A 25249-nucleotide genomic window follows, 5' to 3' on the forward strand; every position below is an offset into this window, starting at 1 on the left:
CAGCCAGAAATCGATTTGAGGGACTGCCGCTTGCTTAAGGCAGCGGCGCAAACGGCGTGCGACCTTCAGCCGTTTGCAGTTCCAGCAGGTATTTGCGGAAGATCTGGCCCAGCACCTGGGTAGCGACTTCAAGCTCATCGCGCTGCATGCGCTCCGAGACTTCATCGGCTGCGTCCAGCGCATCTTCCGAGCCGTTGACCGCGGCCATTTTCAGCACGATGTACGCCTGAATGTTATTGGCCTGCACGCCTTCGCCCTTGGAGAACATCAGGCCCAGCTGATATTGCGCCTGAGGATGGCCCTGCAACGAGGCCTGCTCGAAGTAATTGAGCGCTTGAGGCAGGTCACGTGGCGCGTGTTTACCGTCGTGGTAAAACTCACCCAACTCGTATTGTGCTTGTGCATCCCCGGATTGCGCAGCCTGTTTGCACGCCGAAAGCGCCGCAGGCAGGTTGTCTGGCTGGGTATTAAGGGTGCAACGACCCACCGCTGGGATTAACAACGAGTTGCCGCCTGCGTCCGCCAGCAGGGGATGAATAAGCAACAGGCAGCCCAATGCAAGGGTGCGGCCGGTGCGGTTCATGGGAATCGACTTACCTCTGAAAAAGGTGCGGGCGTACCCGTCCAGCTAAACGTGCTGGCTGCGCATTATGAAATAAGCGAGGCCAACCTTACAAAGTCTTTACGGATTTTCTGCTGCACGGGCTTGAAATACCTGTTTTTGCTGAAGATTGACCGTCCGTAGGAGCGGCTTTAGCCGCGAAGGCGATGGGGCAGACGATGAAGATGTACCTATCATGCCGGCGCTCTCCCGGCTAAAGCCGGTCCTACGAAGGTTTTTCCAGNTGAAGATTGACCGTCCGTAGGAGCGGCTTTAGCCGCGAAGGCGATGGGGCAGACGATGAAGATGTACCTATCATGCCGGCGCTCTCCCGGCTAAAGCCGGTCCTACGAAGGTTTTTCCAGCGTTATTTCAACGCCGCAAATTGAAGATTGACCGTCCGTAGGAGCGGCTTTAGCCGCGAAGGCGATGGGGCAGACGATGAAGATGTACCTATCATGCCNTTTCCAGCGTTATTTCAACGCCGCAAATTGAAGATTGACCGTCCGTAGGAGCGGCTTTAGCCGCGAAGGCGATGGGGCAGGCGATGAAGATGTACCTATCATGCCAGCGCTCTCCCGGCTAAAGCCGGTCCTACGAAGGTTTTTCCAGGCTTACTTCAACGCCGCAAACGCCTTCTCGGCCGCATCCAGGGTCAGCTTCAGCTCTTCGTCGCCATGGGCGATGGAAGTGAAGCCGGCTTCGAAGGCACTTGGCGCCAGGTACACGCCGCCTTCGAGCATCAGGTGGAAGAAGCGCTTGAAGCGATCGGCGTCGCTGGTCATCACATCCTTGAAGGTGACGATCTCTTTCACATCGCTGAAATACAGGCCGAACATGCCGCCCGCCTGGGTAGTCACGAACGGGATACCGGCCGCGTCGGCACGCTGTTGCAGGCCTTCGAGCAGGCGACGGGTGAAGTCGCTCAGTTCGTCGTGGAAACCCGGACGGCTGATCAAACGCAGCGTGGTCAGGCCGGCAGCCATGGCCAGCGGGTTGCCGGACAGCGTACCGGCCTGATAAACCGGGCCGAGCGGGGCGATGTGCGACATGATTTCGCGTTTGCCGCCGAAGCAGCCGACCGGCATGCCGCCGCCGATGATTTTGCCGAAGGTGCTCAGGTCAGGCGTCACGTTGTAGTAAGCCTGGGCTCCGCCAAGGGCGACGCGGAAACCGGTCATCACTTCGTCGAAGATCAGCACCACTCCATGTTCGTCGCACAGATCGCGCAAGCCTTGCAGATAACCCGGCGCTGGCGGCACGCAGTTCATGTTGCCGGCGACCGGCTCGACGATGATGCACGCTACTTCTGGACCCACTTCGGCCAACAGCTCTTTAACCGCTTCAAGATCGTTGAACGGCACGGTCAGGGTGTGTTTGGCGAATGCCGCCGGAACGCCGGGAGAACTCGGAACGCCCAGGGTCAACGCGCCGGAACCGGCCTTGACCAGCAGGCTGTCGGAATGGCCGTGGTAGCAGCCTTCGAACTTGATGATGCTGTCGCGGCCGGTATAACCCCGCGCCAGACGGATCGCGCTCATGGTCGCTTCGGTGCCGGAGCTGACCATGCGCACCATTTCCATGGAGGGCACGATAGAGCAGACCAGATCCGCCATCTCGGTTTCCATGGCGGTCGGCGCGCCGTACGACAGACCGTGTTGCAGCTGATTACGCACTGCGTCGAGCACTTCCGGGTGGCCATGACCCAGAATCATCGGCCCCCAGGAACCCACGTAATCCACGTAACGCTTGTCGTCTTCGTCCGTCACGTAGGCGCCGGCCGCATGCTTGAAGAACAACGGCGTGCCGCCGACGCTTTTGAAAGCGCGAACCGGCGAGTTCACGCCACCGGGAATATGGACTTGAGCGTTGGCGAACAATGTTTCAGAACGGGACATGTGCAGGTCTCTACGTTTAAACGAAATTGGGTTCAGGGCCTGATCGATGGTTTGATTCAGGCCTGTTTCAGCAAGGCGTTGAAGGCGCGAGCCCGGCGGGTGACTTCCTGGGTACTTTCGGCGCCGAACAAACCGTGCACCACCGCCAGCAAATCGGCGCCGTGGGCGACCAGTTGCGGAGCATTCTCCAGGGTGACGCCGCCAATCACTGCAATCGGCAAGTGAAAACGTGCGCGGGCCTGTTCCAGGATCTCCAGCGCGATGGCCGGGGCGTCGGGTTTGGTATTGGAAGTGAAGAAACGCCCGAATGCCACGTAACTGGCGCCATCAGCCTTGGCTTGTTCTGCCAGCTCCAGGCTGCCATGGCAGGTGGCGCCGACAATGGCCGCGCGGCCGAGGATGGTGCGCGCCAGCGTCAACGAGCCATCGGTCTGGCCCAAATGAACGCCGACGCCCAGGCGCGAGGCCAGTTCAGCGTCGTCGTTGATGATCAGCCGGGTCTTGTACTGCTCGCACAGCTTGAGCAGGGCAGTGGCTTCACGCAGTCGGCGTGACTCGTCACTGCCCTTGTCGCGGTACTGCAACAGCGTGACACCGCCTTCAAGGGCGGCTTCGACGTAAGACAAAAACTTGCCCGCCAACAGCTGGCTGTCGGTAATGGCATACAGGCCACGTAGTTTCATTGATTGAGCCTCATGACGTGGCGTTACGAACAAAAATCCAGCGGCAGGCGGCGCGGAACGAACTGTCCCTTGCCCAGCTGTTCGGCGTCGCGCAACGTGCGCCAAGTGTAGTCGAGTGCAGATTTCACCGCGCTGACCAGCTCTTCACCATGCGCCAGACGGCCAGCCAGAGCGCTGGCCAGCGTGCAGCCGGAACCGTGATAACTGCCAGGCAGACGCTGGCAAGTGAAGGTCCGGGTTTCGCCATTACGTATATAAAGACGGTTGTGGACTTCCTGCTCGTCGCCATGACCGCCGGTAATCAGCAAGTGCTCGCAATACGGCAGCAGCCGGGCCGCGCATTCATCCGCGGTGCCTTCGGGCAATTCCGCGAGAATCCGGGCTTCAGGCAGGTTCGGCGTGGCAATGGTGGCCAGTGGCAGCAGTCGTTCACGCATCGCGTAACCGACTTCATCCTTGCCGAGCCGACCGCCGCCGCCCGCGCGCAGCACCGGGTCGCAGACCATCGGCAAATGCGGATGGGCTTGCAGCAGTTCGACAATGGTGTCGACCATTTCCAGGGAGCCGAGCATGCCAAGCTTGACCGCCGCGACAGTGGAATCGTTGAGCACGGCATTGGCTTGCGCCAGTACCCACTCGCGATCCAGTACGCGGAAATCGCTGACATTCACGGTGTCCTGAACGGTCAGGGCGGTGACCGCTGGAGCGGCATGGCAACCCTGGGCGAGCAGGGCTTCGATATCTGCCTGCAAGCCGGCGCCGCCACTAGGGTCGTGGCCGGAGAGACAGAGGACAACGGGGCGGGAGCTATAGATATTCATGGTGCGCGAGCTTACCACTAAACGTTTTCCGCAGCCCTTGCCGACCTCGGAATTTTCCTGCAACTCAAATCGCTGTTTCGATACCTACGTAATGAAAATCCTCACGTAAAATTTCCGTATTGGAGCTGATAGTGCCGGAATAGAGCCTTCTCAAGGATTGTAAACTGTTGGTGTCCGATCCCCATTGCCAGCTATGCTGTCAGCACTCTGATCACAGGATGGATTTCGCGTGACCCTTTGTCGTTGTCGGGTAAGCAACCTGCCGGTAAAGAGAGTCACAACAAACGATAACCACACTGATACGAAGGCTTCAAGGACGATCCGGACCTATTCCAATAAAACGAATTCGCAGATATCGAAGCTCCAGTGGAAGGAGTGTTCGCACGATCTGAATTGTTCGCCGGGGCCGTATGCGCTATTTGCTGTTATTGCTGGTCGCCTTGTTGCCTCTATGGGCCGTAGCCGTCGAATTCGACGAAAACACCCGCACCCTCGCATTGGGTTCCAAGACGCAAGTATTTGAAGACGTTAGCGGCCAGGCGACGATAGAGAGTGTCAGTTCGCCGGCCATGGCCGCGCATTTCAAACCGCTGAAGCGCGCGACCATGAATGCTGGCTATTCGCGCTCGGCTTTCTGGCTCAAGGTCGAGCTGCACTACCGGCCCCACGATTCCGGTGCGCACCGGGACTGGTTGCTGGAAGTGGCCTTCCCGGCGCTGGATCACGTCGACCTTTTCCTCACCGATGACACCGGCACCGCACGGCTGGTTAACAGTACCGGCGACATGCTGCCGTTTTCCAGTCGCCAGCTTAAACAGAACAATTACCTGTTCGAGTTCAGTGTCCTGCCCGAGCAGAGCAGGACGGTCTATCTGCGCGTGGCCAGTCTGGGTTCAATCCAGGTGCCGTTGACCCTTTGGTCCGCTCGCGCGTATCTGGAAGACCAACCGGCCCGGCTGTACTTTCTCGGTTTGTTGTATGGTGTGTTGCTGGTCATGCTGGTTTACAACCTGTGCATCTATATAGGCATGCGCGACGCCAGCTATTTGTACTACATCCTCTACATCGCGCCGTTCGGGCTTTATCAATTGGCGGTGCATGGCACCGGCGTCGAGTTTCTCTGGCCGGATAACACCTGGTGGGCCAACGCGGCCCCGCCGTTTTTGATCGGTGCCTCGATGCTTTTCGCCTGCCAGTTCGCCCGCTCATTTCTGCATACCGCGGCCGTCGGACGCTGGGTCGATCGAGCGTTGGCGCTGCTGATGGGTTTCGCCGGACTGGTGGCAGTGCTGGCGCTCAACCCTGATTACAGCCTCGCCTTGCGCCTGGCCAACATTCTGGTGCTGGCCTGCACGTTGGTGATTTTTGTGGCTGGATTCGCCGCAATCTTCAAAGGCGTGTACGTCGCGCGTTATTTTGTCATCGCCTGGTCGGCTTTTCTGGTCGGCAGTGCCATCCACACCTGCATGTTGATGGGCTATCTGCCCAACACCTTTTTTACGATGTATGCCAATCAGATCGGCTCTGCACTGGAAGTCGCGCTGTTGTCGATGGCGCTGGCCGCGCGCATCAACCATGCCCGTGACGAACAGGCGCGGGTGCTGCTGCAAACCGGTGAAACGCTGGAACGTCTGAATGAGCAGCTGGCCACCAGCAATCGCCTCAAGGATGAGTTTCTCGCCACGCTGACCCACGAACTTCGTACGCCAATGAATGGCGTGATCGGCTCTCTTGAGCTCATGCAGACCGTGAAAATGGACTCGGAGCTTGAGTCCTATCAGCAAACCGCAGCCTGTTCGGCGCAAAATATGATGCGCCTGGTCAACGGCATCCTGACCCTTACCGAGTTGCGCGCCGGGCGGGTTGGCGTCGCTGCCGAGTCGTTCAATCTGCGTGCACTATTGCAGTCGATGGCGGCTGATTTCAGTCCATTGGTCCAGGAGAAGGGCCTGGAATTCGTGCTGGAGCTAAACGAGGCCTTGCCGGAAAGCGTGCAAGGCGACCCCGGCAAACTGCGCCAATGCCTGGAATGCCTGCTGGATAACGCCCTCAAGTTCACCAGGACCGGTTTCATCCAGGTGCGCGTCACGGGCGTGCCGGCGGGCACCGGGGCTTTTCAGGTCAAGATCGAGGTCATCGACAGCGGCATTGGCTTTACTCGATTGAACGAAGCTGTTCCTTATCAGCGTTTTTTCCAGGTTGATGGCTCCATGACGCGCGAGTACGGCGGGCTGGGAATCGGCTTGGCAATCTGCGCCCAATTGATCGAGCTTCAGGGCGGCGTACTCAGTCACCAGTCGGAGCCGGGACGCGGCAGTTGTTTCGCGCTGAGCGTGCCATTGCGGGTGCTTTCCCGTCAGACGCAGCTGCACTCGCAGGAACGTCGGGAAATCCTCTAGCGCCCGGTTCGCAGGGCAAAAGCGCCGGTATTTAGTCATGTACGGCACTTTTTAAACACTCGACTGCGTGGTTCACTGCGGTTTATGGACCTGCCGCACTGGGTCCCGCAGCCGTGTTCCGTCAACAGGAGCCCCGTCATGAACCTGCATCAGTTCGCCGAAACCCACGAAGTGACCAACCAGCCACCGTCGCTGGATGGCAGTAACCTCTATCGCATCGACTTGCCTTTGCAAGACTGGTCCGAGCGGTTCGGCGCGGGTTGGGCCGAAGCACGGCTGGATGCCTACGGCGCGCTGGCGGGCGGGCCGTTGATGGAGGCGGGTTTTCTCGCCAATCAGAACAAACCGGTGTTCGTCAGCCATGACCGCTACGGACATCGCATCGATCTGGTGGAATTTCACCCGGCCTACCATCAATTGATGCGTACGGCGGTGGAACATGGCATTCCGTCCCTGCCCTGGACTCATCCGCAACCCGGCGCACACGTGGCGCGGGCGGCCATGAGCTACCTGCACAGCCAGGCCGAGGCGGGCAGCGGTTGCCCGTTGACCATGACTTTTGCCAGCGTTCCGGCGCTGCGCATGCAGGCGGATCTCGCGCAAAGCTGGCTGCCGAAGATTCTCGCCACCGAGTACGACCCACGGAACGTCGGCATGGCGCACAAGGCGGGCGTGACTATCGGCATGGCAATGACCGAAAAACAGGGCGGCACCGACGTTCGGGCCAACACCACTCGGGCTTATCCGGTCGGCGCCGGTGGGCCAGGTCAGGCGTATGAGCTGGTCGGGCATAAATGGTTTTGCTCGGCGCCGATGTGCGATGCCTTCCTGACCCTGGCGCAGACTGACAAGGGTCTGACGTGTTTCCTGCTGCCGCGTCATCGCCCGGATGACACGCGCAACGAGTTCTACATACAGCGCCTGAAGAACAAACTGGGCAATTGGTCCAACGCCTCCAGCGAAGTCGAGTTTCGCGGCGCGTTTGCCTGGATGCTGGGCGAAGAAGGTCGCGGTGTGCCGACCATTATCGAAATGGTCGCCATGACCCGTTTCGATTGCATGGTCGGTTCCAGCGCCTTGATGCGTCAGGCCTTGACCCAGGCCAGCCATCACTGCGCGCACCGAACCGTGGGCGGCCGCGTGCTCAGTGAACAGCCACTGATGCAGAACGTCTTGGCCGACCTGGCACTGGAAAGCGAAGCGGCATTGGCGCTGACCCTGCGCATGGGCCGCGCCCTGGATAACTTGCAGGATCCCCACGAGGCGCGCTTCGCCCGACTGGTCACGGCGGTGGGCAAATACTGGATCTGCAAACGCGCCCCGGCAATGATCAACGAAGCTGCCGAATGCATGGGCGGCGCAGGTTATGTCGAAGACAGCATCCTGCCGCGCCTGTATCGCGAAGCGCCGGTCAACTCGACCTGGGAAGGATCGGGCAACGTGCAATGCCTTGATGTGCTGCGTGCGCTGTCCAAGGAGCCCGGCGTGCTGGATGCGTTGTTCACCGAATTGGGCGATGGCCACGGCGATCAGGACCTGGCGATGCACATCGACCGGCTCAAGGCAGCGTTCCGCGATACCAGCGATATCCAGTACCGCGCCCGCCAGCTGACTGAAGACATTGCCCTGGCCTTGCAGGCCAAGTTATTGCTTGAGGCGGGTAATTCCGTGGTCAGCGACGGCTTCATCGCAAGCCGTCTGGCGTCGCGCAGCGGCGTATATGGCGCGCTGCCCAGAGGCGTGGATGTCGAGGCGCTGGTGGCGAGGTCTGCGCCGCAGACGAGTTGACGTCGTAGGACCGGCTTTAGCCGGGAGGGCGTGTTCCCGGCTAAAGCCGGTCCTACGGATCGGTGTTTTGCTCAATGACGCGTCACTAGTGCCTTCCCTCGGCGATGCAGGCAAGATGGAGGCCTGCAAGATCAGAAGGATACGAATCGTGACCCAAGCGTTTATTGTCGTTGGAACTGCCGAGCAAGCCGTGGATCGGCTCGCTGAACTGCACAAGACTGCTACCGAAGCGCTGAGCCAGGCCCTCAAGCGTTATCTGAAAGACCGCGTCGAACCTGATGCCGAGCAGCGTGCGCTGTTCCGTTATCCGGAGATTCGTCTGACTTATCTGTGTCAGGGCGAAGTGCCGCTGACCACTCGGGCGTACGCCAAAGTACAGCTGCCGGGCACTTACAGCGTTACCGTGACCCATCCCGCCGCGTTCCGCAAATACCTGCTGGAACAGCTGGTGCCGCTGATGAATGACTTCACCATCACGGTGGAAGTCGGCGTCAGCGAGCAGAATATTCCTTATCCATATGTGGTCGAGCAGGGCGACGAGTTGGCCGGTTCCGGCGTGACCGCTGCAGCGCTGGCGCGGGTTTTCCCCAGCACTGACTTGTCCGCCGCCACCGACGGCATCGCCGATGGCCTGTACGACTGGGCCAACACTGATCCGTTGCCGCTGGCGTTGTTCGATGCCGCGCGCGTGGACTTCTCGTTGCGGCGCCTGGTGCATTACACCGGCAGCGACTGGCGCCACGTCCAGCCCTGGATTCTGCTGACCAACTACCACCGTTACGTTGACCAGTTCATCGTCCACGGCCTGGAAAAACTCCGCGAAGACCCGCGTTTCGTGCGCATGGTCTTGCCGGGCAATGTCGTGGTCGAGAAGAGCATGGATCACGGCGAGGCGCAGGCCATCGTCGCCAGCGTGGTCTGGCATCGCTACCAGATGCCGGCCTATCACCTGATCGCCGAAGACGGCCATGGCGTGACGCTGGTCAATATCGGCGTCGGCCCGTCCAACGCCAAGAACATCACTGATCACCTGGCCGTGCTGCGTCCGCATTGCTGGCTGATGATCGGCCACTGTGGCGGGCTGCGCCAATCCCAGACCATCGGCGATTACGTGCTGGCTCACGCCTACATGCGTCGCGACGGGATTCTGGACCGTGTGCTGCCGCCGCATATTCCGATCCCGGCCCTGGCCGAAGTGCAGCTCGCTTTGCAGGAGTCGGCGGCGCAAATCACCGGCGAACGTGGCGATGATCTGAAGAAACGCCTGCGCACCGGCACGGTCCTGACCTACGACGACCGTAACTGGGAATTGCGCTGGGCTCAGGAACGTCCGTTGATCAACCTGTCGCGGGCGGTTGCCGTGGACATGGAAAGCGGCACCATCGCCGCCCAAGGCTACCGTCTGCGGGTACCTTACGGCACGTTGCTGTGCGTTTCGGACAAACCGCTGCACAGCGAAATCAAGCTGCCGGGCTCGGCCAATGCGTTCTACGAACGTGCGGTCAGCCAGCATCTGAAGATCGGCATCGCCGCGCTGGACCTGCTGCGCACCGAGCTGAATTCGCTGCACTCGCGCAAATTGCGCAGCTTCGATGAGCCGCCGTTCCGTTGATCGGTTAGGTAATTAACGAAAGGGCCATTAAAGTGGCCCTTTCTGTTTGCCGAATCCTGAACCGTCATGCCCCGCATTCAACGCCCCGTTTCTCGCCGTCCTGCGCCCGCCAACCCTGGCGCTGGCCGTCGTATCGCCAAAGCTCCGCCCGCCGAACCGAAGCTGATTCTGTTCAACAAACCCTTCGACGTGCTGACCCAGTTCAGTGACGGGGAAGGGCGGGCGACGCTCAAGGATTTTATTGCCATTCCCGGCATCTACCCGGCCGGGCGGCTGGACCGGGACAGCGAGGGATTGTTGCTGCTGACCAATGACGGGCAGCTACAGGCGCGTATCGCCGACCCGAAGCACAAACTGGCGAAAACCTACTGGGTGCAGGTCGAAGGTGAGCCAAGCGCCGAGCAGTTGCAGCAATTGCGCGACGGCGTGCAGCTCAATGACGGGCCGACGCTGCCCGCCCAGGCACGTCAGCTGGATGAACCCGAACTCTGGCCACGCAACCCACCGGTGCGCTTTCGTAAAAGCATACCGACCAGCTGGCTGGAACTGGTGATCAAGGAAGGCCGCAACCGCCAGGTACGACGCATGACTGCTGCCGTGGGCTTGCCGACGCTGCGTCTGGTGCGGGTCAGGATTGGTGACTGGACGCTGGAAGGGCTGGATCAAGGGCAATGGCGGGAAGTGCCGGCAAAACTATAAAAAAGCCCGTTGGAGCGAGGCTTGCCCGCGAAGGCAATTGTTCAGGCGCCAGATATGTATCGGATGCGCCGTCCTCTTCGCGGGCAAGCCTCGCTCCAACGGGCGGGCATTCAGCTTTCTATATAAGCAATAACCACACTCTTGATCACGAACGCCATGATCCCGAGTCCGAGCACGAAGAACAGGATGAAGGTGCCAAATTTGCCGGCCTTGGATTTTTTCGCCAGGTCCCAGACGATGAAGCCCATGAACCCGATCAGGATGGTGACCAGGATCGTCATCATCCATTCTTCGAAAACCGCAGGATCCATTATTCATCTCCAGCACAAAGACAGTGGGCGGCGATTATACGGGAACCGCAGAATCCCTCCTATGCGGCTCGATGGCGCGCCCAATCAGTTACGCAGGTGGATCAGCGGCAGTTCGGTACTGGCCAGCACCTGATTGAGCACGAAGCTCGACCGGACGCTGGTCACGCCTTCAATGCGCGTAAGGTGGCCCAGCAGCAGTTTCTGGTAGTGATCCATGTCAGACACCACGACTTTGAGCTGATAATCGGCGTCCATCCCCGTTACCAGGCTGCACTCAAGTACCTGGGGCAGGTTGCGAATGTGCATCTCGAAGTTCTCGAATCGCTCGGGCGTGTGTCGATCCATGCCGATCAAGACGTAAGCGGTCAGGTTCAATCCCAGTTTCTTGCGGTCCAGCAAGGCGACCTGACGGACGATATAGCCATCATCTTCAAGCTGCTTGACCCGGCGCGAGCAAGGCGAAGGCGACAGGCCGATGCGTTCAGCCAGTTCTTGATTGGAGATGCGCGCGTCGCGCTGCAATTCAGCCAAAATACTCAAGTCGTACCTGTCGAGTTTGCTCACTAAGATCACCTTTCTAGGTTGAATTGCGCTGAATTATCTATCTGAAGTTAAAAATTGCGCAAGTCATGTTTTATTGAGCAATTTTAGCAATCCCCTGCTGGTGCCTCAGGCCTATTCTTTTAAACAGAATCACTGCCCGGACATAGCGTCCAGCGCGGCTCGCCAAATCAGGCCAGCTGCGGCCTCCAGCCCCAAAGGGTTGGCAAGGCCCCGGGCTACATACTGTCCAGAAGGCGGCATGAGGTGAGCCGACGCCACAAGCGTTGAGCCGGGACGAAATTTTCAAGGGGGACCGCGAGGTCCCCTTTTTCTTGTGTGCGGATTATGTCCGACAGTGATGGCGTACTGATAGAGTGCGCCGAACGACGCGCCTACAACGCAGTCTTATTTATGTACATCGCGCACAACCGCGTCCCAGTGAGGAAAACATGAAATCAGGCATCTGGCAGTTGGCAGGTGTAAGCCTGTTGTGTCTGAGCATCAGCGCTCAGGTATTGGCTGAGGATCAGGGCCAGGGTCCGCGTGAGCAGAACCGCGGCAACTCCGACAATGGCGGTGGGCAGGGACGCGAGCAGAATAACGCCGGGCAGCAATACCAGCAGCAGCGTCAGCAACAGCAGCAGATTCAACAGCAGCAAGGCCAGCAGCGTCAGGTCGAGCGCCAGCAGCAACAGCAGATTCAACAGCAACAGGGCCAGCAGCGGCAGGTCGAGCGCCAGCAGCAACAGCAGATTCAGCAGCAACAGGTCCAGCAGCGTCAGCAAGAGCAGCAGAACCAGCGTCTGCAAAACCAGCAACAACAAAACCAGCAGCGGCAGATTCAGGAACAGCAGAATCAGCAGCGTCAGGTCGAGCGTCAGCAGTTGCAGCAGCGCCAGAACAATCTGCCGATCCAGAGCGGTCCCGGCGAATCACGCCAGACCCAGCAACCGCGCCAGGGTTATTACAACGACAACGGCAACAACCGCAATCGTCAGGCGGGCGGCAATTATCGGCCCAATGATCATTGGGAAGGTCGACCTGATGGCCACGGCAACGGTTGGGGTCCAGGTCCGCAATATCGCCCGGGCCACGTGATTGATCGCGTGCCTGCGGATTACTCGCGTGTGCCGTACCGCGGTCAGGATTATTTCTATTCTGGCGGCTACTGGTATCGTCCGGACGGCCCGCGCTACGTGGTCGTGACGCCGCCTTATGGCGCTCGCGTGCGCAGCCTGCCGTCATATTCCCAGGAAGTGGTGATTGGCAGCTCGCTGTTTTTCCTGGCGGCCGGCACTTACTACATGTATCAGAACGACACTCAGGAATACATTGTGACCACGCCGCCGCAGCCGGTTCAGTCGGGCGGTTATGCTCAGCCGATCGGTCAGGGCAGCCCTTATGATCCAGTTGCGTATCCGGCCAATGGCCAGAGCCCCGAGCAGATCGAACAGGACCGTTACGATTGCTATCGCTGGTCCGTGGAGCAAAGCAGCTTCGATCCGGCCAACCCGGGCTATCAGCCTGCACCGGCGATGATTCAGGTGTACCGCCGCTCGATGGTGGCGTGCCTCATGGATCGCGGCTACGCCATCAACTGATCAGACGGGTGCTGGCTGCACCACTTCCTGCGGGTCGGCGTGCACCAGCACTTCGGCCTTCGGGTATTCGTTATGGATAGCATCGGCGGCCTGATCGGAAATCGTATGCGCCGCTGACAGGCTCAAACTTCCCGGCAATTCCAGATGCAGCTGCACAAACCAGTGGTTGCCGGAGATCCGCGTGCGCAGATCATGAGCGCCCAATACACCCGGTACGTCACAGGCCAGTTCGAGCATGTGCGCGCTGACATCCACCGGCAATTCCTCGTCCATCAGCACCGCCACGGTTTCCCGCGCGATCTGAAAGGCGCTCCAGAGGATGTACACCGCAATCCCCAGGCCGAAATACGCATCCAGCTGCGCCCAGCCATACCACGCCAGCACCAGCGCGACGAGGATGCTGAAGTTCAGGAACAAGTCGGAACGGTAGTGCAGCGAGTCAGCACGAATCGCCGCCGAACCGGTTTCCTTGATGGCCTTGTGTTGCACCATCAACAGCGCCAGAGTCAGGCCAATCGACAGCAGCATGACGGCGATGCCCAGCCCCGGCGCGCCGAGTTCCTGCGGATGCTGAATGCGGTCCACGGCCTGGTAGGCAATCAGGCAGGCGCTGACGGCAATGAACAGCGCCTGGGCCATGCCCGACAGCGCCTCGGCCTTGCCGTGACCATAGCGGTGATCATCGTCGGCCGGACGCAGGGCGTAATGCACCGCGAGCAAGTTGAGAAACGACGCCGCGCCATCAAGTGCTGAGTCGGTCAGGCCCGCCAGAAGACTGACCGAACCACTCAGCCACCAGGCAACCGCCTTGGTAATAATCAGGATGCTGGCAACGGCCAGCGAGGCACGGGTTGCCAGCCGCATCAGGCGGGCATGTTCAACGCTGGTGCTCATGGTGCTTCCTTCAAAATCATATTCAGGCCGAAGGCACCAGGCCAAGTGTCGCCAACTGCTGCACGCTGCCGCGATGCTGGATCAGGCGCGGGTCATTCAGCGGCAGGGTGCGGCCCAGCTCGGTTTCGATGATGGCTTGCAGCTTGAGGTTGTCGACGCTGCCGTCAGCGTTGATCGCCGGTTTCAGCTTCTGCGGGTCGATCTGCGCGTGCTCGCCTGGGGCGTAGTAAATCGCGCCGCTGGCGAAGTCCACGGCGAAGGCGATCAAGCCGGGAATGATGTAGAACAACAGGCCGACGGCATCGAGCACGGCAATCGCCGGATCGATTTTGCCATCGATCTGGCCGCGCCGATCAGGATAGAAAATGCTGCCACACGCAGTGAGTTGAGTAAGCAGAGCCGCGACTACAGCGCCGCCGATGAAACGAGAAGGAATGCGCATGACAATCTCCATGAAGTGAAGTGGCAACTATACAAGGCAAAGACAACAGGGCTATGACTATTGCTTCATCTTGGGGGGCTGGTATCCGTTGGAGCGAGGCTTGCCCGCGAAGAACGATAACGCGGAGGGTCTGGCAAGCCGAGGTGAATGATTCGCGGGCAAGCCTCGCTCCAACGGGAAGTTAGTGTTGTGAATGCACGTATAATCAGCCGCCTGTTCTGGAGCTGCCATGATTTCCTTGCCCATCGATGCCGTTTTACCTGATTTGCGCCTGGCTTTGGCGGCGCGTAACGAAGCGGTGCTCGAAGCGCCGCCGGGTGCCGGTAAAACCACGCGGGTGCCGTTGGCGCTGCTGGAAGAAACCTGGCTCGCCGGGCAAACCATTCTCATGCTCGAACCACGACGTCTGGCGGCGCGGGCGGCGGCTGAACGGCTGGCCAGTGAGTTGGGCGAAAAGGTCGGCGAAACCGTCGGCTATCGCATCCGCCTGGAAAGCCGGGTCGGCCCCAAGACACGTATCGAAGTCGTCACTGAAGGCATTCTGACCCGGCGCTTGCAGGACGATCCGGCGCTGGAAGGCGTTGGCCTGCTGATCTTCGATGAATTCCACGAACGCAGCCTCGATGCCGATCTGGCCTTGGCCTTGAGCCTCAATGGCCGCGAACTGTTTCGCGACGATCAGCCGCTGAAGATCCTGCTGATGTCGGCCACGCTGGAGGGCGAGCGCTTGTCCAGCCTGCTCGACGATGCTCCGGTGGTGCGCAGCGACGGGCGCATGTTTCCCGTGCAGATGCGCTGGAGTCGGCCGTTTCAGTCGGGGGAATTCATCGAGCCGCGCGTGGTGCAGACGGTTCTGGATGCCCTTAACGACGAAACCGGCAGCGTGCTGGTGTTTTTGCCGGGGCAGGCCGAGATTCGTCGGGTCAACCAGCAACTGGCCGAAGCATTGGGCACGCGGGCCGATATTCTGCTCTGCCCGTTGCACGGCGAGCTGGACCTCAATGCCCAGCGCGCCGCCATCGAGCCTGCGCCCAAAGGCATCCGCAAGGTGGTGCTGGCGACCAACATCGCCGAAACCAGCCTGACCATTGATGGCGTGCGGGTGGTGATCGATGCTGGATTGGCGCGGGTGCCGCGTTTCGATCCCGGTAGCGGCATGACCCGTCTGGACACTCAGCGAATTTCCCGCGCCAGCGCCACGCAGCGCGCCGGTCGCGCGGGGCGGCTGGAACCGGGCGTGTGTTATCGCCTGTGGTCCGAAGCTCAACATGAGCAGCTGGCGGCGTACGGCACGGCGGAAATTCTCCAGGCGGATCTTGCCGGACTGGCGCTGCAACTGGCCCGTTGGGGTGTGACCCCGCCGCAGTTGGTCTGGCTCGATATTCCACCGGCGGCAGCGTTTGCCCAGGCGCAGGATCTGCTCGGTCGACTCGGCGCGCTGACCGTCAAACCCGGCGAGGAGCGCAAACTCACGCCCCACGGCAAGGCCATGGCGGAACTGCCCGCGCATCCGCGTATTGCCCATTTGCTGCTGCGTGGCCAGGCGTTGGGCCTGGGCGCGCTGGCCTGTGACGTGGCATCGTTATTGGGGGAGCGCGACATCCTGCGCGGCGCGGGCGCGGATTTACACAGCCGCCTGCATCTGCTGTCCGGCAGCGAGCGGGCGCGTGGATCGCAGGGCGGCGTACAGCGCGCCAAACAACTGGCCCGGCAATATCGCGGCTATTTGCGCGGCAGTGCGACTGAACCGGTCAGTGATCCCGAGCATTCGCGTTGGTTGGGTGCATTGCTGGCTTTGGCTTATCCGGATCGAGTGGCGCAACAGCGTCGGGCTGGCGGTGCCGAATATCGACTGGCCAATGGCCGGGCAGCGCTGTTTGCCGAAGCCGACGCATTGATGAAACAGCCGTGGCTGGTGGTCGCTGATCTGGGCAGTCGTCAGGGCCAACGGGAAGAACGCATCTACCTTGCCGCCGAGTTCGATCCGGCGTTGTTTGATTCGGTGTTGGCCGAGCAGGTTGTGGCGCTCGATCAACTGGATTGGGATGAACGCGAAGGCGTGTTTCGCGCCGAGCGTCAGCGCAAGGTCGGCGAACTGATCCTCAGTCGCGAGCCACTGACCGGTCTGGATGAATCCGCCAAAGGTCAGGCATTGCTGGCGCTGGTGCGGCGCAAAGGTCTCGAACTGCTGCCGTGGACGCCGGAACTGCGCCAGTGGCAGGCGCGGGTCGGGCTACTGCGACAGCTGGATCTGCAGCGTCAGGACGCCAGCGAATGGCCGGATGTTAGCAACACGGGCTTGCTGGAAAAACTCGAAAGCTGGCTGCTGCCGTATCTGGGCAAGGTGCAGCGGCTCAGTCATTTCAGCAATCTGGACCTGTCGTCGATCCTGCATAACCTGCTGCCCTGGCCGCTGCCTCAGCGCCTTGACGAGCTGGCGCCGCATCATCTGAGTGTGCCTTCCGGGTCATCGGTGCGCCTGGATTACAGCGAGCATCCGCCGATTCTCGCGGTGCGCCTGCAAGAGCTGTTCGGCCTGGCCGACACGCCGCGCATCGCCAACGGTCGGCAGATCGTCAAGCTGCACCTGCTGTCACCCGCGCGCCGTCCGGTGCAGGTCACGCAGGATCTGGCCAACTTCTGGCGCAGCACGTATGCCGAAGTGAAAAAAGACCTGAAAGGCCGCTACCCGAAACATTACTGGCCCGATGATCCATTGATTGCCGAGCCTACAGCGCGGATCAAGCCGAGGAAGTCATAGGCGGTTGTGGGAGCTTTTGAGTAGCCAGACCGCGCATTATCCAGAAGGACTATCCGAAGGTACTGGTCCTATGGTCACACCGGGAACGGGATATATCCGTCGGGGACCGGCTACGTCCCCTGTTTGAAGCAGTCGACCACCTGGGTCACATTCTGCAAACCATATGAAGGTGTATGGGCTGCCGCGGTTTGGTGATACTGCCGAACGCCGCTGACGCTGGCAGAACCCATTTCAGAGTGCGGCCTGGCCCTGAGCTGGCGAGGCCTGGAAAATCGCATCGTTGGCTTGAAGCTGCACCCTTGGTATTGGAGAAGTTCGGAATTTATGGATCATTCGCTCAACCCCAAAGTCTACGTATTGACCTTCACTGCATTCGTCATGCTGTCTTCGGAATTTATCGTCGCGGGCCTGCTTCCGCAGATCGCGTCAGCGCTGCAGATCACTATCGGACACGCCGGTTGGCTGGTGACCGCTTTTGCAATGGGTATGGGCGTCAGTGCACCGATCATTGCGGCATTCACTTATAAGGTCAGCTTGCGCTCCCTGCTGATCGTTGCCTGTGTAGCGTTGTTCCTTGGCAACACGCTTTGCGCTGTGACCGATAACTTTACCCTGTTGCTGATCGGGAGAGCATTGGGCGGCGTTGGCGTTGCGATGTTCTGGACGAACGCGGTGCTCGCAGCCGCAGCAATGTCCACGCCTGAGACCAGGAGTCTTGCAGTTTCCAGAGTGCTCATCGGCGTGTCGATCGCGTCGGTAGTCGGCGTGCCGCTGGGCAAAGCTGTCAGCGATGCCTGGCGCTGGGAAGATGCGTTGGTGTTGATGTCCGTGCTGAGTGCGCTGGCTCTCGTAATGGTCGTCAAATGCATTCAGATACCGCAGGCGGACGAAGTGCAGTTGCACCTGACGCTGGCTGACCGGATCCGCGCTGTCTGTCGCAAGGACATCCTCCTGGCACTGCTCAGCTACCTGTTGATCTTCGGTGGGATCATGGCTGTCTTCAGTTATCTGGCTACGTTCCTCATCCGCTATACAGAGTTTCCTGCCGCGTACGTGACCCCGGTTCTTGTCTTGTACGGTGTTGCTGACATTGTGGGTAACCTGGTCGTGGCCAAGCGGGTTCCCGAGCAGATGGAAGGAATGTTCAAGCGCCTGCTCCTGATCCTGGCGATATCGTTGATGGCTATTTCCTTGTTCGGCACCACCGTCTGGATACTTCCTTTCGTTATTGCCGCTGTCGGGGCTTGTCACGCCGCTGCGGGATTGATGACGGGAATTGACGTCCTGCGCCGGTCGGGAGCGAACGCCCAACTGGTTGGCGCGTTCAACGTTTGTGCAATCAACCTCGGCATCATGCTGGGTGCGATTTCCGGCGGGTTATTGATCGACCACGTAGGGCTCGGGCTCATCGGATGTCTGGGGGGCGGTTTTGTATTGCTGGCATTGCTGATCAGGACTCGCCTGACGCCCGGATAGTCAGCTGCGCCGTAACGGCGCAATGGAGAACCTGCGCCTCGCGCACAGGTTGCTCCTACTGAGGGGCTGCGGGTAACAAAAACCGCCCGATCACCGGCAAGTGATCGGAGATCAACAGCGTGTCTTCGCGCCGAACCCGGGCATCTACGCGTTTGAGGTGCGGGCTGTAGAACAGATAATCCACAGTCCGGTCAGGGCCGCTGATTCTAGGGTCGTTGGGGAAATGGGTCAGCCATTTGTTGCGCTCGATGCCGCCGACTTCGGTGTTGTCAGGGATCATCGGGTACTTGTCCCACAGCACATGCAGCTGACTGTCCGGTTGGTAGCGGCTGCGCTGTTCCGGCGGCAGGCGCCGGTATTGGCCGAGGGGCAGCAGGTTGAAATCCCCGCCGATCAACCACGGAGTGCCGCTGCCTTCGAATTTATCCAGCAGCTGGCTGGTGGCCTGCAACTGACGCTGTTGCGTGTCGGTGTCCTGGGTCAAGCGATCCAGCTGAGTGTTGATCACAGCCATCTCACCACCGTCACGCAACGGCAGGTAACTGACCAGCAATGCGCGTTTGGGTTGAAATTGGCGAGCCAGCAGATTGCTGTCCTGAATGGGTAACTGAATGCGTTCGGCGCGGTCGATGTGATAGCGGCTCAGGGTCGCCAGCTTGGTGCCGACGCTGCCGAAGATGTGTGGCAGCGGAACGAAGTCAGCTTTCCAGTCAAAGGCCTGGCTGCTGCAAGGATACAAATCGGTGACCCGCTCTTGAAGCAGCGCCAGTTGGTCGGCGTAATCAGCGTTTTTCGCGCCGTCGCTCACTTCCTGAAGCAGGACAATATCCGGTTGTTCGTCACGAATGACCCGCGCGACTTCATCGAGGTTGTAGGCCAGATCCTCGGGCGTAGGCCGTTCATCCTCGCCGCTGCCATCGTCCAGGTCATACCAGAACACATAGCGTTTGCCCGCCAGATACTGGATGTTCCAGGTCATGACCTTCAAGGCTTGCCCCGGAACCAGGGTGGGCGCTTGAAGCTTCGGGTTGCAGGTCACGGGCAGGTGCTCGTGGGCGGCGGGTCGCCAGGTCACGCTGTAGACAAAGCCGATAAACAGGCCGGTCAACAGCACGATGATGGCGAGGATGCGGGCTTTCACGCCGGTTGTCCTGGTTCGCTGACCAACATGAACAGACGGAACATCACCACGCTGGTGAACAGTTGCAGAAAACTGCTGATGCTGTCGATAGCCAGCGAAACCGGCGCGCTTTGTGGTTCCGGAAGCAGGAACATGCCGATGCCTTCCAGCACCGACAATGGCAGATAAACGCACAGCACGCAGGCCAGGATGCGCACGAACTGACCCTTGGTCAGCAGCAGGCTTTCGCGCATCGCGGCCAGCGGCGTAAGACCGCGCAGGACCAGCAGATACTCGGAAAAGGCCAGTTTGACCATGATGTACACTCCGGGAATGATGAACATCGACAGGCCGAACATGATCAGCAACGTGCTCAACGCCGACAGCACGGCAAAGGTCGGCCACAGGCGCAGGGCCATGGCGAGCAGGTCGCGTTTGTGGGGTTCTTCGCCTCGGCTGCGGGCGTCAAGAAACAGAATCAGCGCGCCGGTATACAGCGGATAAAACAACAGGCCGACCAGCAATTCATAAGCCGGCGAAGCCTCCGCTGCCAGCGCATTGCCCAACGCCTGCTTGGCCAATGCTTCGAGTACCACCAGCGGCAGGCAGAGCAGCAGAATGCTCGCCAGGTTGCGCCGGAAAAAATACAGCGAGTCTTGCAGAACGATCAGCGGGTTCATGGAATCGGGTCGCAGAGAAAAAGCAGGTGGTCACTTTAGCCCATGCATCCCAGCGAACCAAGCGCGAGCCAGAGCGCTGCGCGGCATTCTTAACATTTGCGTACAGCCATTGAAACGCATCGGATCAGCCCCATTACCATGCGTACGTCTGGTCATTTGGTCAGGCGACGATATTTAACGGCAATCTAACGAGGTCGCCATGAACAGCGAAGAGCAAACCCTGATCGATGGCCTTTTCTCGAAACTGAAAAGTGCCGAAACCGCTTCTGCCCCGCGCGATGCGCAAGCCGAAGCCAGGATCAAGGAGCATCTCACCCAGCAGCCAGCGGCCCCTTATTACATGGCGCAGGCAATTCTGGTGCAGGAAGCGGCAGTCAATCAGTTGAACCTGCAGGTCAAGCAGCGCGACGAGCAGATTCAGCAGCTTCAGGCCGAGTTGCAGCAGGCCAAGGCGCAATCGTCAGCAGCACCGGCCCCGAGCGGCGGTGGCTTTTTGTCGAGCATCTTCGGCGGTGGCAACTCCCAGCAGCCGCAGCAGCAGGCACGGCCGAGCAATCCGTCGTCTTCGGGTGGCTGGCGCGATGGTCCTTCCGGCCCGCCGCCTTCCAACTTTCAGCAAGGCAATCCGCAGCAAGGCAACTATGCCGCGCCGCAACAGCAGGCACCGGCGGCACCGATGGGCAGCGGCTTTCTGGGCGGCGCCCTGAAAACAGCGGCTGGCGTGGCGGGCGGCGTGATGCTGGCCCAAGGCATCAGCAGCATGTTCGGCCATAATGAGCAGCCGCAGGAAGTGGTCGAAGTGATCAAGGAAGAGCCGGAACAGGTGGCGGATCACGGCAATAACGACAGCGGCAACAGCTGGGGCAAAGACGAACAGCGCGTCAGCGACAACGACGTCAACGGCAACCAGGACAGTTACGCCGACAACGGCTATGACGGCGGCGGCGACGACATGTTTGGCGATGATGATTCGTTTGTCTGATTGACGCCTTTCCGGATGAATCCGGTCCCACGGGGTTGCGAGGTTTTTGTAGGAGGGGATATCCCCGAGGAGGGCGTTGCGGGCGCTGAAAATCTTGATTGGCAGGATCGACGCCCTCCCGGCTAAAGCCGGTCCTACGGCTGACGCGAAACTGGCATACTGGGCGCCGATTCACTTCTGGATCGGCGTCATGAGGATTTCCGGTGAAAAAGATCGCAGTGTTCGCCGATGTACAGAACCTCTATTACACCGTTCGACAGGCGCATGGCTGCCATTTCAGTTACGCAGCGTTGTGGGCTGATATCAGCCAGCGCGGCGAAATCGTGCAGGCTTACGCTTATGCCATCGACCGTGGCGACAGCAAACAGCAACAGTTCCAGCAGATCCTGCGCAACCTCGGTTTCACCGTCAAACTCAAGCCGTACATCCAGCGCAGCGACGGCTCGGCCAAGGGCGACTGGGATGTGGGCATCACCATCGATATCATGGACATCGCCTCGCAAGTCGATGAAGTGGTGTTGGCTTCCGGTGATGGCGATTTCGATTTGCTGCTCGAACACATCATCAACAAGCACGGCGTCGAGGCTGTTGCCTACGGCGTACCCGGCTTGACCGCCAACTCGTTGATCCGCGCCGCCACGCGCTATGTGCCGATCGAAGGTTCGCTGCTGCTGCGCAACTGAGCATGTTCATTTTTCAAAGGATTCAGGCAAGTGTTGGAACGCATCGCAGTCATCGACTTTGAAACCACCGGTATTTCCCCAGGCCACGGCTGCAGGGCGACGGAAATCGCCGTGGTGATCATGGAGCAGGGGCGCATCGTCGAGCGTTTTCAGAGTTTGATGAACGCAGGCGTGCGCATTCCTTCATTCATCGAGTCGCTGACCGGCATCAGCAACAGCATGATTCGTACAGCGCCCAGCGCCGAAAGAGTCATGAATGATGTAGCGGACTTTGTCGGCCTGACGCCATTGGTGGCGCACAACGCTTCATTCGACCAGAAATTCTGGGATTACGAGCTGTCCCGCATCCAGCGTAACCGCGAACAAAGCTTCGCCTGTTCGATGCTATTGGCGCGGCGTTTGATGCCCGGCGCGCCAAACCACAAGCTTGGCACTCTGACCAGTTACGCGCGTTTGCCCAACACCGGCAAGGCTCACCGGGCAATGGCCGATGCGGAAATGGCTGCCAACCTCACGGCGCACCTGACCAACGAATTGCGCCACACCCATGGCATCGCCGGGATTTCCCATCAGTTGCTCTGCACCTTGCAGAAAGTCCCCGCCGCCAAAATCAGCGAAGCCCTCAAACGTCAGCGCGGATTTTGACTTGCTGAAACGCTTGCCGGGTTGTTGTTGAAGTTAGTGAGCAAGAAACGGGTTTTCCTCGCCGATCAGCTCGTTTAAAAAGGTTTAGTGTTTACTGCCAAGATCAGCCTTTCTATAAAGCTGGCGAATAATAATTAACTTTTCGAGCCTGACATGCCGAGTTCTCGTCGTTTTCCGTTACTGCTTGTGGGTGCCTTCCTGGCGTTATATCTGGTGTGGGGATCGACCTATCTGGTGATCCGCATTGGCGTCGAGTCCTGGCCGCCGCTGATGATGGCCGGAATTCGCTTCCTGATTGCCGGTTGCCTGCTGTATGGCTTTCTGCGTTTTCGCGGCGCACCGGCCCCAACCTTTGCGCAATGGAAGGCATCGGCGGCCATTGGGTTTCTGCTGCTGGCGTGCGGCAATGGCGGGGTGACTTTGGCGGAACATGCGGGCATCGCGTCGGGCATTGCCGCGCTGGCGATTGCCACGATGCCACTGTTTACCCTGTTGTTCGGCCTGTTCTGGGGCAATCGCACCACGCGCCTGGAGTGGGCGGGAATCATCCTCGGTCTGATCGGCATCGGCCTGCTGAACCTGGGCTCGAACCTGCAGGCCAGCCCTTATGGCGCAGCGCTGGTGATTTTTGCCGCAGCCGCCTGGGCGTTCGGCTCGGTGTGGAGCAAGCATCTGCCATTGCCCGAAGGACCGATGGCCAGCGGCGCCGAGATGATCACCGCAGGCGTCATGTTGCTGATCGCCAGTGCCGTGAGCGGCGAGCATCTGCAGCAGATGCCCAGCGCAGCGGGTTGGGGCGCCTTGGCGTACCTGATTGTGTTCGGCTCCATCGTGGCGTTCAGCGCCTATATGTACCTGCTGAAAAACGTCAGGCCCGCCGCCGCCACCAGTTACGCCTACGTCAATCCGGCCGTCGCGGTGTTGCTGGGCATCCTCTTCGCGGGCGAAACCATCGGTCCGGAAGAATGCCTGGCGATGGCGGTGATTATCAGCGCCGTGGTGCTGATCGGCCTGCCGCAATGGCGAAAGCCGCAGCCGGAACAGGCCGGATCGGTGAGGACAGGGTAAACTCCGCGTCTTGCGTTGAATTTCCCTATGGTATTACCGATGACATTTGCCACTCTTGGCCTGATCGAACCCCTGCTGCGCGCCCTTGAAACGCTCGGTTACCAGACGCCGACGCCTGTGCAGGCTCAGGCGATTCCACCGGTTCTGGCCGGGCGTGACTTGATGGCCGCTGCCCAGACCGGCACTGGCAAAACCGCCGGTTTTGCCTTGCCGCTGCTGCAACGATTGACGTTGGAAGGCCCGAAAGTCGCCGCCAACTCGATCCGCGCGCTGGTTCTGGTGCCCACCCGCGAGCTGGCCGAACAGGTTCACGAGAGCATCCGTCAATACGCTGAACACCTGCCGCTGAGCACCTACGCGGTCTACGGCGGCGTGAGCATCAACCCGCAGATGATGAAGCTGCGCAAAGGCGTCGACGTCCTCGTCGCGACGCCGGGTCGTCTGCTGGATCTGCATCGCCAGAACGCATTGAAGTTCTCGCAACTGCAAACCCTGATCCTCGACGAAGCCGACCGCATGCTGGATCTGGGCTTCTCGGAAGAGCTGCGCAGTATTTATGCCGCGCTGCCTAAACGCCGCCAGACATTGCTGTTCTCGGCGACGTTTTCCGACGCGATCCGCCAGTTGGCGGCGCAAATGCTCGACGATCCACTGACGATCGAAGTCAGCCCGCGCAATGTGGCCGCCAGTTCGGTCAAGCAATGGGTGGTGACGGTCGACAAGAAGCGCAAGCCGGAACTGTTCATCCATCTGCTGAAAAAACTGCACTGGTCCCAAGTGCTGGTGTTCGCCAAGACTCGCGTCGGTGTCGATCAACTGGTCGAGCGTCTGCAAGGTCTGGGCTTCAACGCCGATGGCATTCATGGCGACAAGCCACAAGCCACACGGCAGCGGGCGCTGGATCGTTTCAAGGCCAGCGAAGTGCAGATTCTGGTGGCCACTGACGTTGCCGCGCGCGGTCTGGATATCGACGATCTCCCGACAGTGGTCAACTTTGACTTGCCTATCGTGGCCGAGGATTACATCCACCGTATCGGTCGCACCGGCCGTGCTGGCCTGACTGGCGAAGCGATTTCTTTGGTGTGCGCGGACGAAGTCGAGCTGCTGTCGGCAATCGAAACCCTGACGCGGCAGACCTTGCGTCGCGAGGAAGAGCCGGACTTCACGCCTGAGCATCGGGTGCCGACCACCGATTCCACCGGGCAGATTCTGAAGAAACCCAAGAAGCCGAAAAAACCGAAAATCTCCGGTGGCGGCAAACGCAACCTGGGCAAATGGGTCGACAGCGGCGACACGGCGCCTGATCCAGTAGCGGTCAAGCCGGTACGTAAAGTGCCCGTATTCAATACCGGGCCGCGCAAGAAGAAGCCTTGATTCGCGCCGCCCGGTAGGAGGGGACTTGTCCCCGAAGAGGTCAGGCGGGACGCTCGATCTGTCTGATCGGGCATCGTTGCCTGAACCAACGTCTTCCCGGACAAGTCCGGTCCTACCGAACCCTACACAACCGGTAGGAGGGGACTTGTCCCCGAAGAGATCGGGCGG

The 25249-nt window shown here is 60.0% G+C and carries 23 protein-coding genes; 12 read left to right on the plus strand and 11 right to left on the minus strand.

Annotated features, from left to right (window positions below):
- Nucleotides 1-34 precede the first annotated feature (34 nt).
- The 4 genes from AFK24_RS13775 to AFK24_RS13790 form a co-directional block, all read right to left on the minus strand.
- Nucleotides 35-583, minus strand: coding sequence for a tetratricopeptide repeat protein (locus tag AFK24_RS13775; protein WP_065833724.1), 549 nt, complete (start codon nucleotides 581-583; stop codon nucleotides 35-37).
- 632 nt (nucleotides 584-1215) lie between these two features.
- Nucleotides 1216-2499, minus strand: coding sequence for a glutamate-1-semialdehyde 2,1-aminomutase (gene hemL, locus AFK24_RS13780; RefSeq protein ID WP_065833725.1), 1284 nt, complete (start codon nucleotides 2497-2499; stop codon nucleotides 1216-1218).
- A 56-nt stretch (nucleotides 2500-2555) separates the two neighbouring features.
- Entirely contained in the window at nucleotides 2556-3182 is a 627-nt protein-coding gene (gene thiE, locus AFK24_RS13785) for a thiamine phosphate synthase (protein ID WP_065833726.1), read from the minus strand.
- Between the two features lie 23 nt (nucleotides 3183-3205).
- Entirely contained in the window at nucleotides 3206-4003 is a 798-nt protein-coding gene (locus tag AFK24_RS13790) for a hydroxymethylpyrimidine/phosphomethylpyrimidine kinase (RefSeq protein ID WP_065833753.1), read from the minus strand.
- Between the two features lie 410 nt (nucleotides 4004-4413).
- Between AFK24_RS13790 and AFK24_RS13795 the strand changes: the two genes are divergently transcribed.
- From AFK24_RS13795 to AFK24_RS13810, 4 genes are all read left to right on the plus strand, one after another.
- Nucleotides 4414-6402 carry a sensor histidine kinase gene (locus tag AFK24_RS13795; RefSeq protein WP_065833727.1) on the plus strand — a complete coding sequence of 663 codons (1989 nt, stop codon included), beginning with the start codon at nucleotides 4414-4416 and terminating at the stop codon, nucleotides 6400-6402.
- A gap of 138 nt (nucleotides 6403-6540) precedes the next feature.
- Complete coding sequence (locus AFK24_RS13800) at nucleotides 6541-8190, plus strand: acyl-CoA dehydrogenase family protein (protein ID WP_065833728.1); 1650 nt, start codon at nucleotides 6541-6543, stop codon at nucleotides 8188-8190.
- 115 nt (nucleotides 8191-8305) lie between these two features.
- The gene (amn, locus tag AFK24_RS13805) at nucleotides 8306-9802 is read left to right on the plus strand and encodes an AMP nucleosidase (RefSeq protein ID WP_170826328.1); all 1497 of its coding nucleotides are present in this window, start codon (nucleotides 8306-8308) and stop codon (nucleotides 9800-9802) included.
- Between the two features lie 132 nt (nucleotides 9803-9934).
- Nucleotides 9935-10501, plus strand: coding sequence for a pseudouridine synthase (locus tag AFK24_RS13810; RefSeq protein ID WP_170826329.1), 567 nt, complete (start codon nucleotides 9935-9937; stop codon nucleotides 10499-10501).
- 110 nt (nucleotides 10502-10611) lie between these two features.
- Here the strand turns inward: AFK24_RS13810 and AFK24_RS13815 are convergent, their stop codons facing one another.
- The 3 genes from AFK24_RS13815 to AFK24_RS31885 all read right to left on the minus strand — a co-directional run bounded on the left by AFK24_RS13815 (nucleotide 10612) and on the right by AFK24_RS31885 (nucleotide 12236).
- The gene (locus AFK24_RS13815) at nucleotides 10612-10812 is read right to left on the minus strand and encodes a DUF2788 domain-containing protein (protein WP_065833731.1); all 201 of its coding nucleotides are present in this window, start codon (nucleotides 10810-10812) and stop codon (nucleotides 10612-10614) included.
- An 84-nt stretch (nucleotides 10813-10896) separates the two neighbouring features.
- Complete coding sequence (locus AFK24_RS13820; RefSeq protein WP_065833732.1) at nucleotides 10897-11376, minus strand: Lrp/AsnC family transcriptional regulator; 480 nt, start codon at nucleotides 11374-11376, stop codon at nucleotides 10897-10899.
- 434 nt (nucleotides 11377-11810) lie between these two features.
- Nucleotides 11811-12236 (minus strand): hypothetical protein, encoded by a 426-nt coding sequence (locus tag AFK24_RS31885; protein ID WP_139110504.1) that lies wholly within the window; start codon nucleotides 12234-12236, stop codon nucleotides 11811-11813.
- A gap of 246 nt (nucleotides 12237-12482) precedes the next feature.
- On the opposite strand from AFK24_RS31885, the gene AFK24_RS31890 reads away from it, so the two are divergent.
- Nucleotides 12483-12956, plus strand: coding sequence for a DUF6515 family protein (locus tag AFK24_RS31890; protein ID WP_331153154.1), 474 nt, complete (start codon nucleotides 12483-12485; stop codon nucleotides 12954-12956).
- Here the strand turns inward: AFK24_RS31890 and AFK24_RS13835 are convergent, their stop codons facing one another.
- Both AFK24_RS13835 and AFK24_RS13840 read right to left on the minus strand, forming a co-directional pair.
- Entirely contained in the window at nucleotides 12957-13850 is an 894-nt protein-coding gene (locus AFK24_RS13835; protein WP_065833735.1) for a cation diffusion facilitator family transporter, read from the minus strand.
- 22 nt (nucleotides 13851-13872) lie between these two features.
- Nucleotides 13873-14292 carry a polyribonucleotide nucleotidyltransferase gene (locus AFK24_RS13840; RefSeq protein ID WP_065833736.1) on the minus strand — a complete coding sequence of 140 codons (420 nt, stop codon included), beginning with the start codon at nucleotides 14290-14292 and terminating at the stop codon, nucleotides 13873-13875.
- 229 nt (nucleotides 14293-14521) lie between these two features.
- On the opposite strand from AFK24_RS13840, the gene hrpB reads away from it, so the two are divergent.
- Together hrpB and AFK24_RS13850 are read left to right on the plus strand one after the other, a co-directional pair.
- Nucleotides 14522-17053: an ATP-dependent helicase HrpB gene (gene hrpB, locus AFK24_RS13845; protein WP_065833737.1), complete on the plus strand. Its 2532-nt coding sequence runs from the start codon at nucleotides 14522-14524 to the stop codon at nucleotides 17051-17053.
- Nucleotides 17054-17338: 285 nt separating this feature from the next.
- The gene (locus AFK24_RS13850) at nucleotides 17339-18529 is read left to right on the plus strand and encodes an MFS transporter (RefSeq protein WP_240500385.1); all 1191 of its coding nucleotides are present in this window, start codon (nucleotides 17339-17341) and stop codon (nucleotides 18527-18529) included.
- A 55-nt stretch (nucleotides 18530-18584) separates the two neighbouring features.
- Here the strand turns inward: AFK24_RS13850 and AFK24_RS13855 are convergent, their stop codons facing one another.
- Complete coding sequence (locus AFK24_RS13855; RefSeq protein WP_430962160.1) at nucleotides 18585-19658, minus strand: endonuclease/exonuclease/phosphatase family protein; 1074 nt, start codon at nucleotides 19656-19658, stop codon at nucleotides 18585-18587.
- 8 nt (nucleotides 19659-19666) lie between these two features.
- The gene (locus AFK24_RS13860) at nucleotides 19667-20329 is read right to left on the minus strand and encodes a YciC family protein (protein ID WP_065833740.1); all 663 of its coding nucleotides are present in this window, start codon (nucleotides 20327-20329) and stop codon (nucleotides 19667-19669) included.
- Nucleotides 20330-20528: 199 nt separating this feature from the next.
- Between AFK24_RS13860 and AFK24_RS13865 the strand changes: the two genes are divergently transcribed.
- From AFK24_RS13865 to AFK24_RS13885, 5 genes are all read left to right on the plus strand, one after another.
- Nucleotides 20529-21311, plus strand: coding sequence for a DUF2076 domain-containing protein (locus AFK24_RS13865; RefSeq protein WP_065833741.1), 783 nt, complete (start codon nucleotides 20529-20531; stop codon nucleotides 21309-21311).
- 203 nt (nucleotides 21312-21514) lie between these two features.
- Nucleotides 21515-21994, plus strand: a complete 480-nt coding sequence (locus tag AFK24_RS13870) for an NYN domain-containing protein (protein ID WP_065833742.1) — start codon at nucleotides 21515-21517, stop codon at nucleotides 21992-21994.
- Between the two features lie 33 nt (nucleotides 21995-22027).
- The gene (locus AFK24_RS13875) at nucleotides 22028-22639 is read left to right on the plus strand and encodes a 3'-5' exonuclease (RefSeq protein WP_065833754.1); all 612 of its coding nucleotides are present in this window, start codon (nucleotides 22028-22030) and stop codon (nucleotides 22637-22639) included.
- Nucleotides 22640-22792: 153 nt separating this feature from the next.
- Nucleotides 22793-23707, plus strand: a complete 915-nt coding sequence (gene yedA, locus AFK24_RS13880; protein WP_065833743.1) for a drug/metabolite exporter YedA — start codon at nucleotides 22793-22795, stop codon at nucleotides 23705-23707.
- Nucleotides 23708-23746: 39 nt separating this feature from the next.
- Nucleotides 23747-25081: a DEAD/DEAH box helicase gene (locus tag AFK24_RS13885; protein ID WP_065833744.1), complete on the plus strand. Its 1335-nt coding sequence runs from the start codon at nucleotides 23747-23749 to the stop codon at nucleotides 25079-25081.
- Nucleotides 25082-25249 lie beyond the last annotated feature (168 nt).

Source organism: Pseudomonas syringae, assembly GCF_001698815.1.
In the GTDB taxonomy this organism is placed as follows: Bacteria; Pseudomonadota; Gammaproteobacteria; order Pseudomonadales; family Pseudomonadaceae; genus Aquipseudomonas; species Aquipseudomonas syringae_A.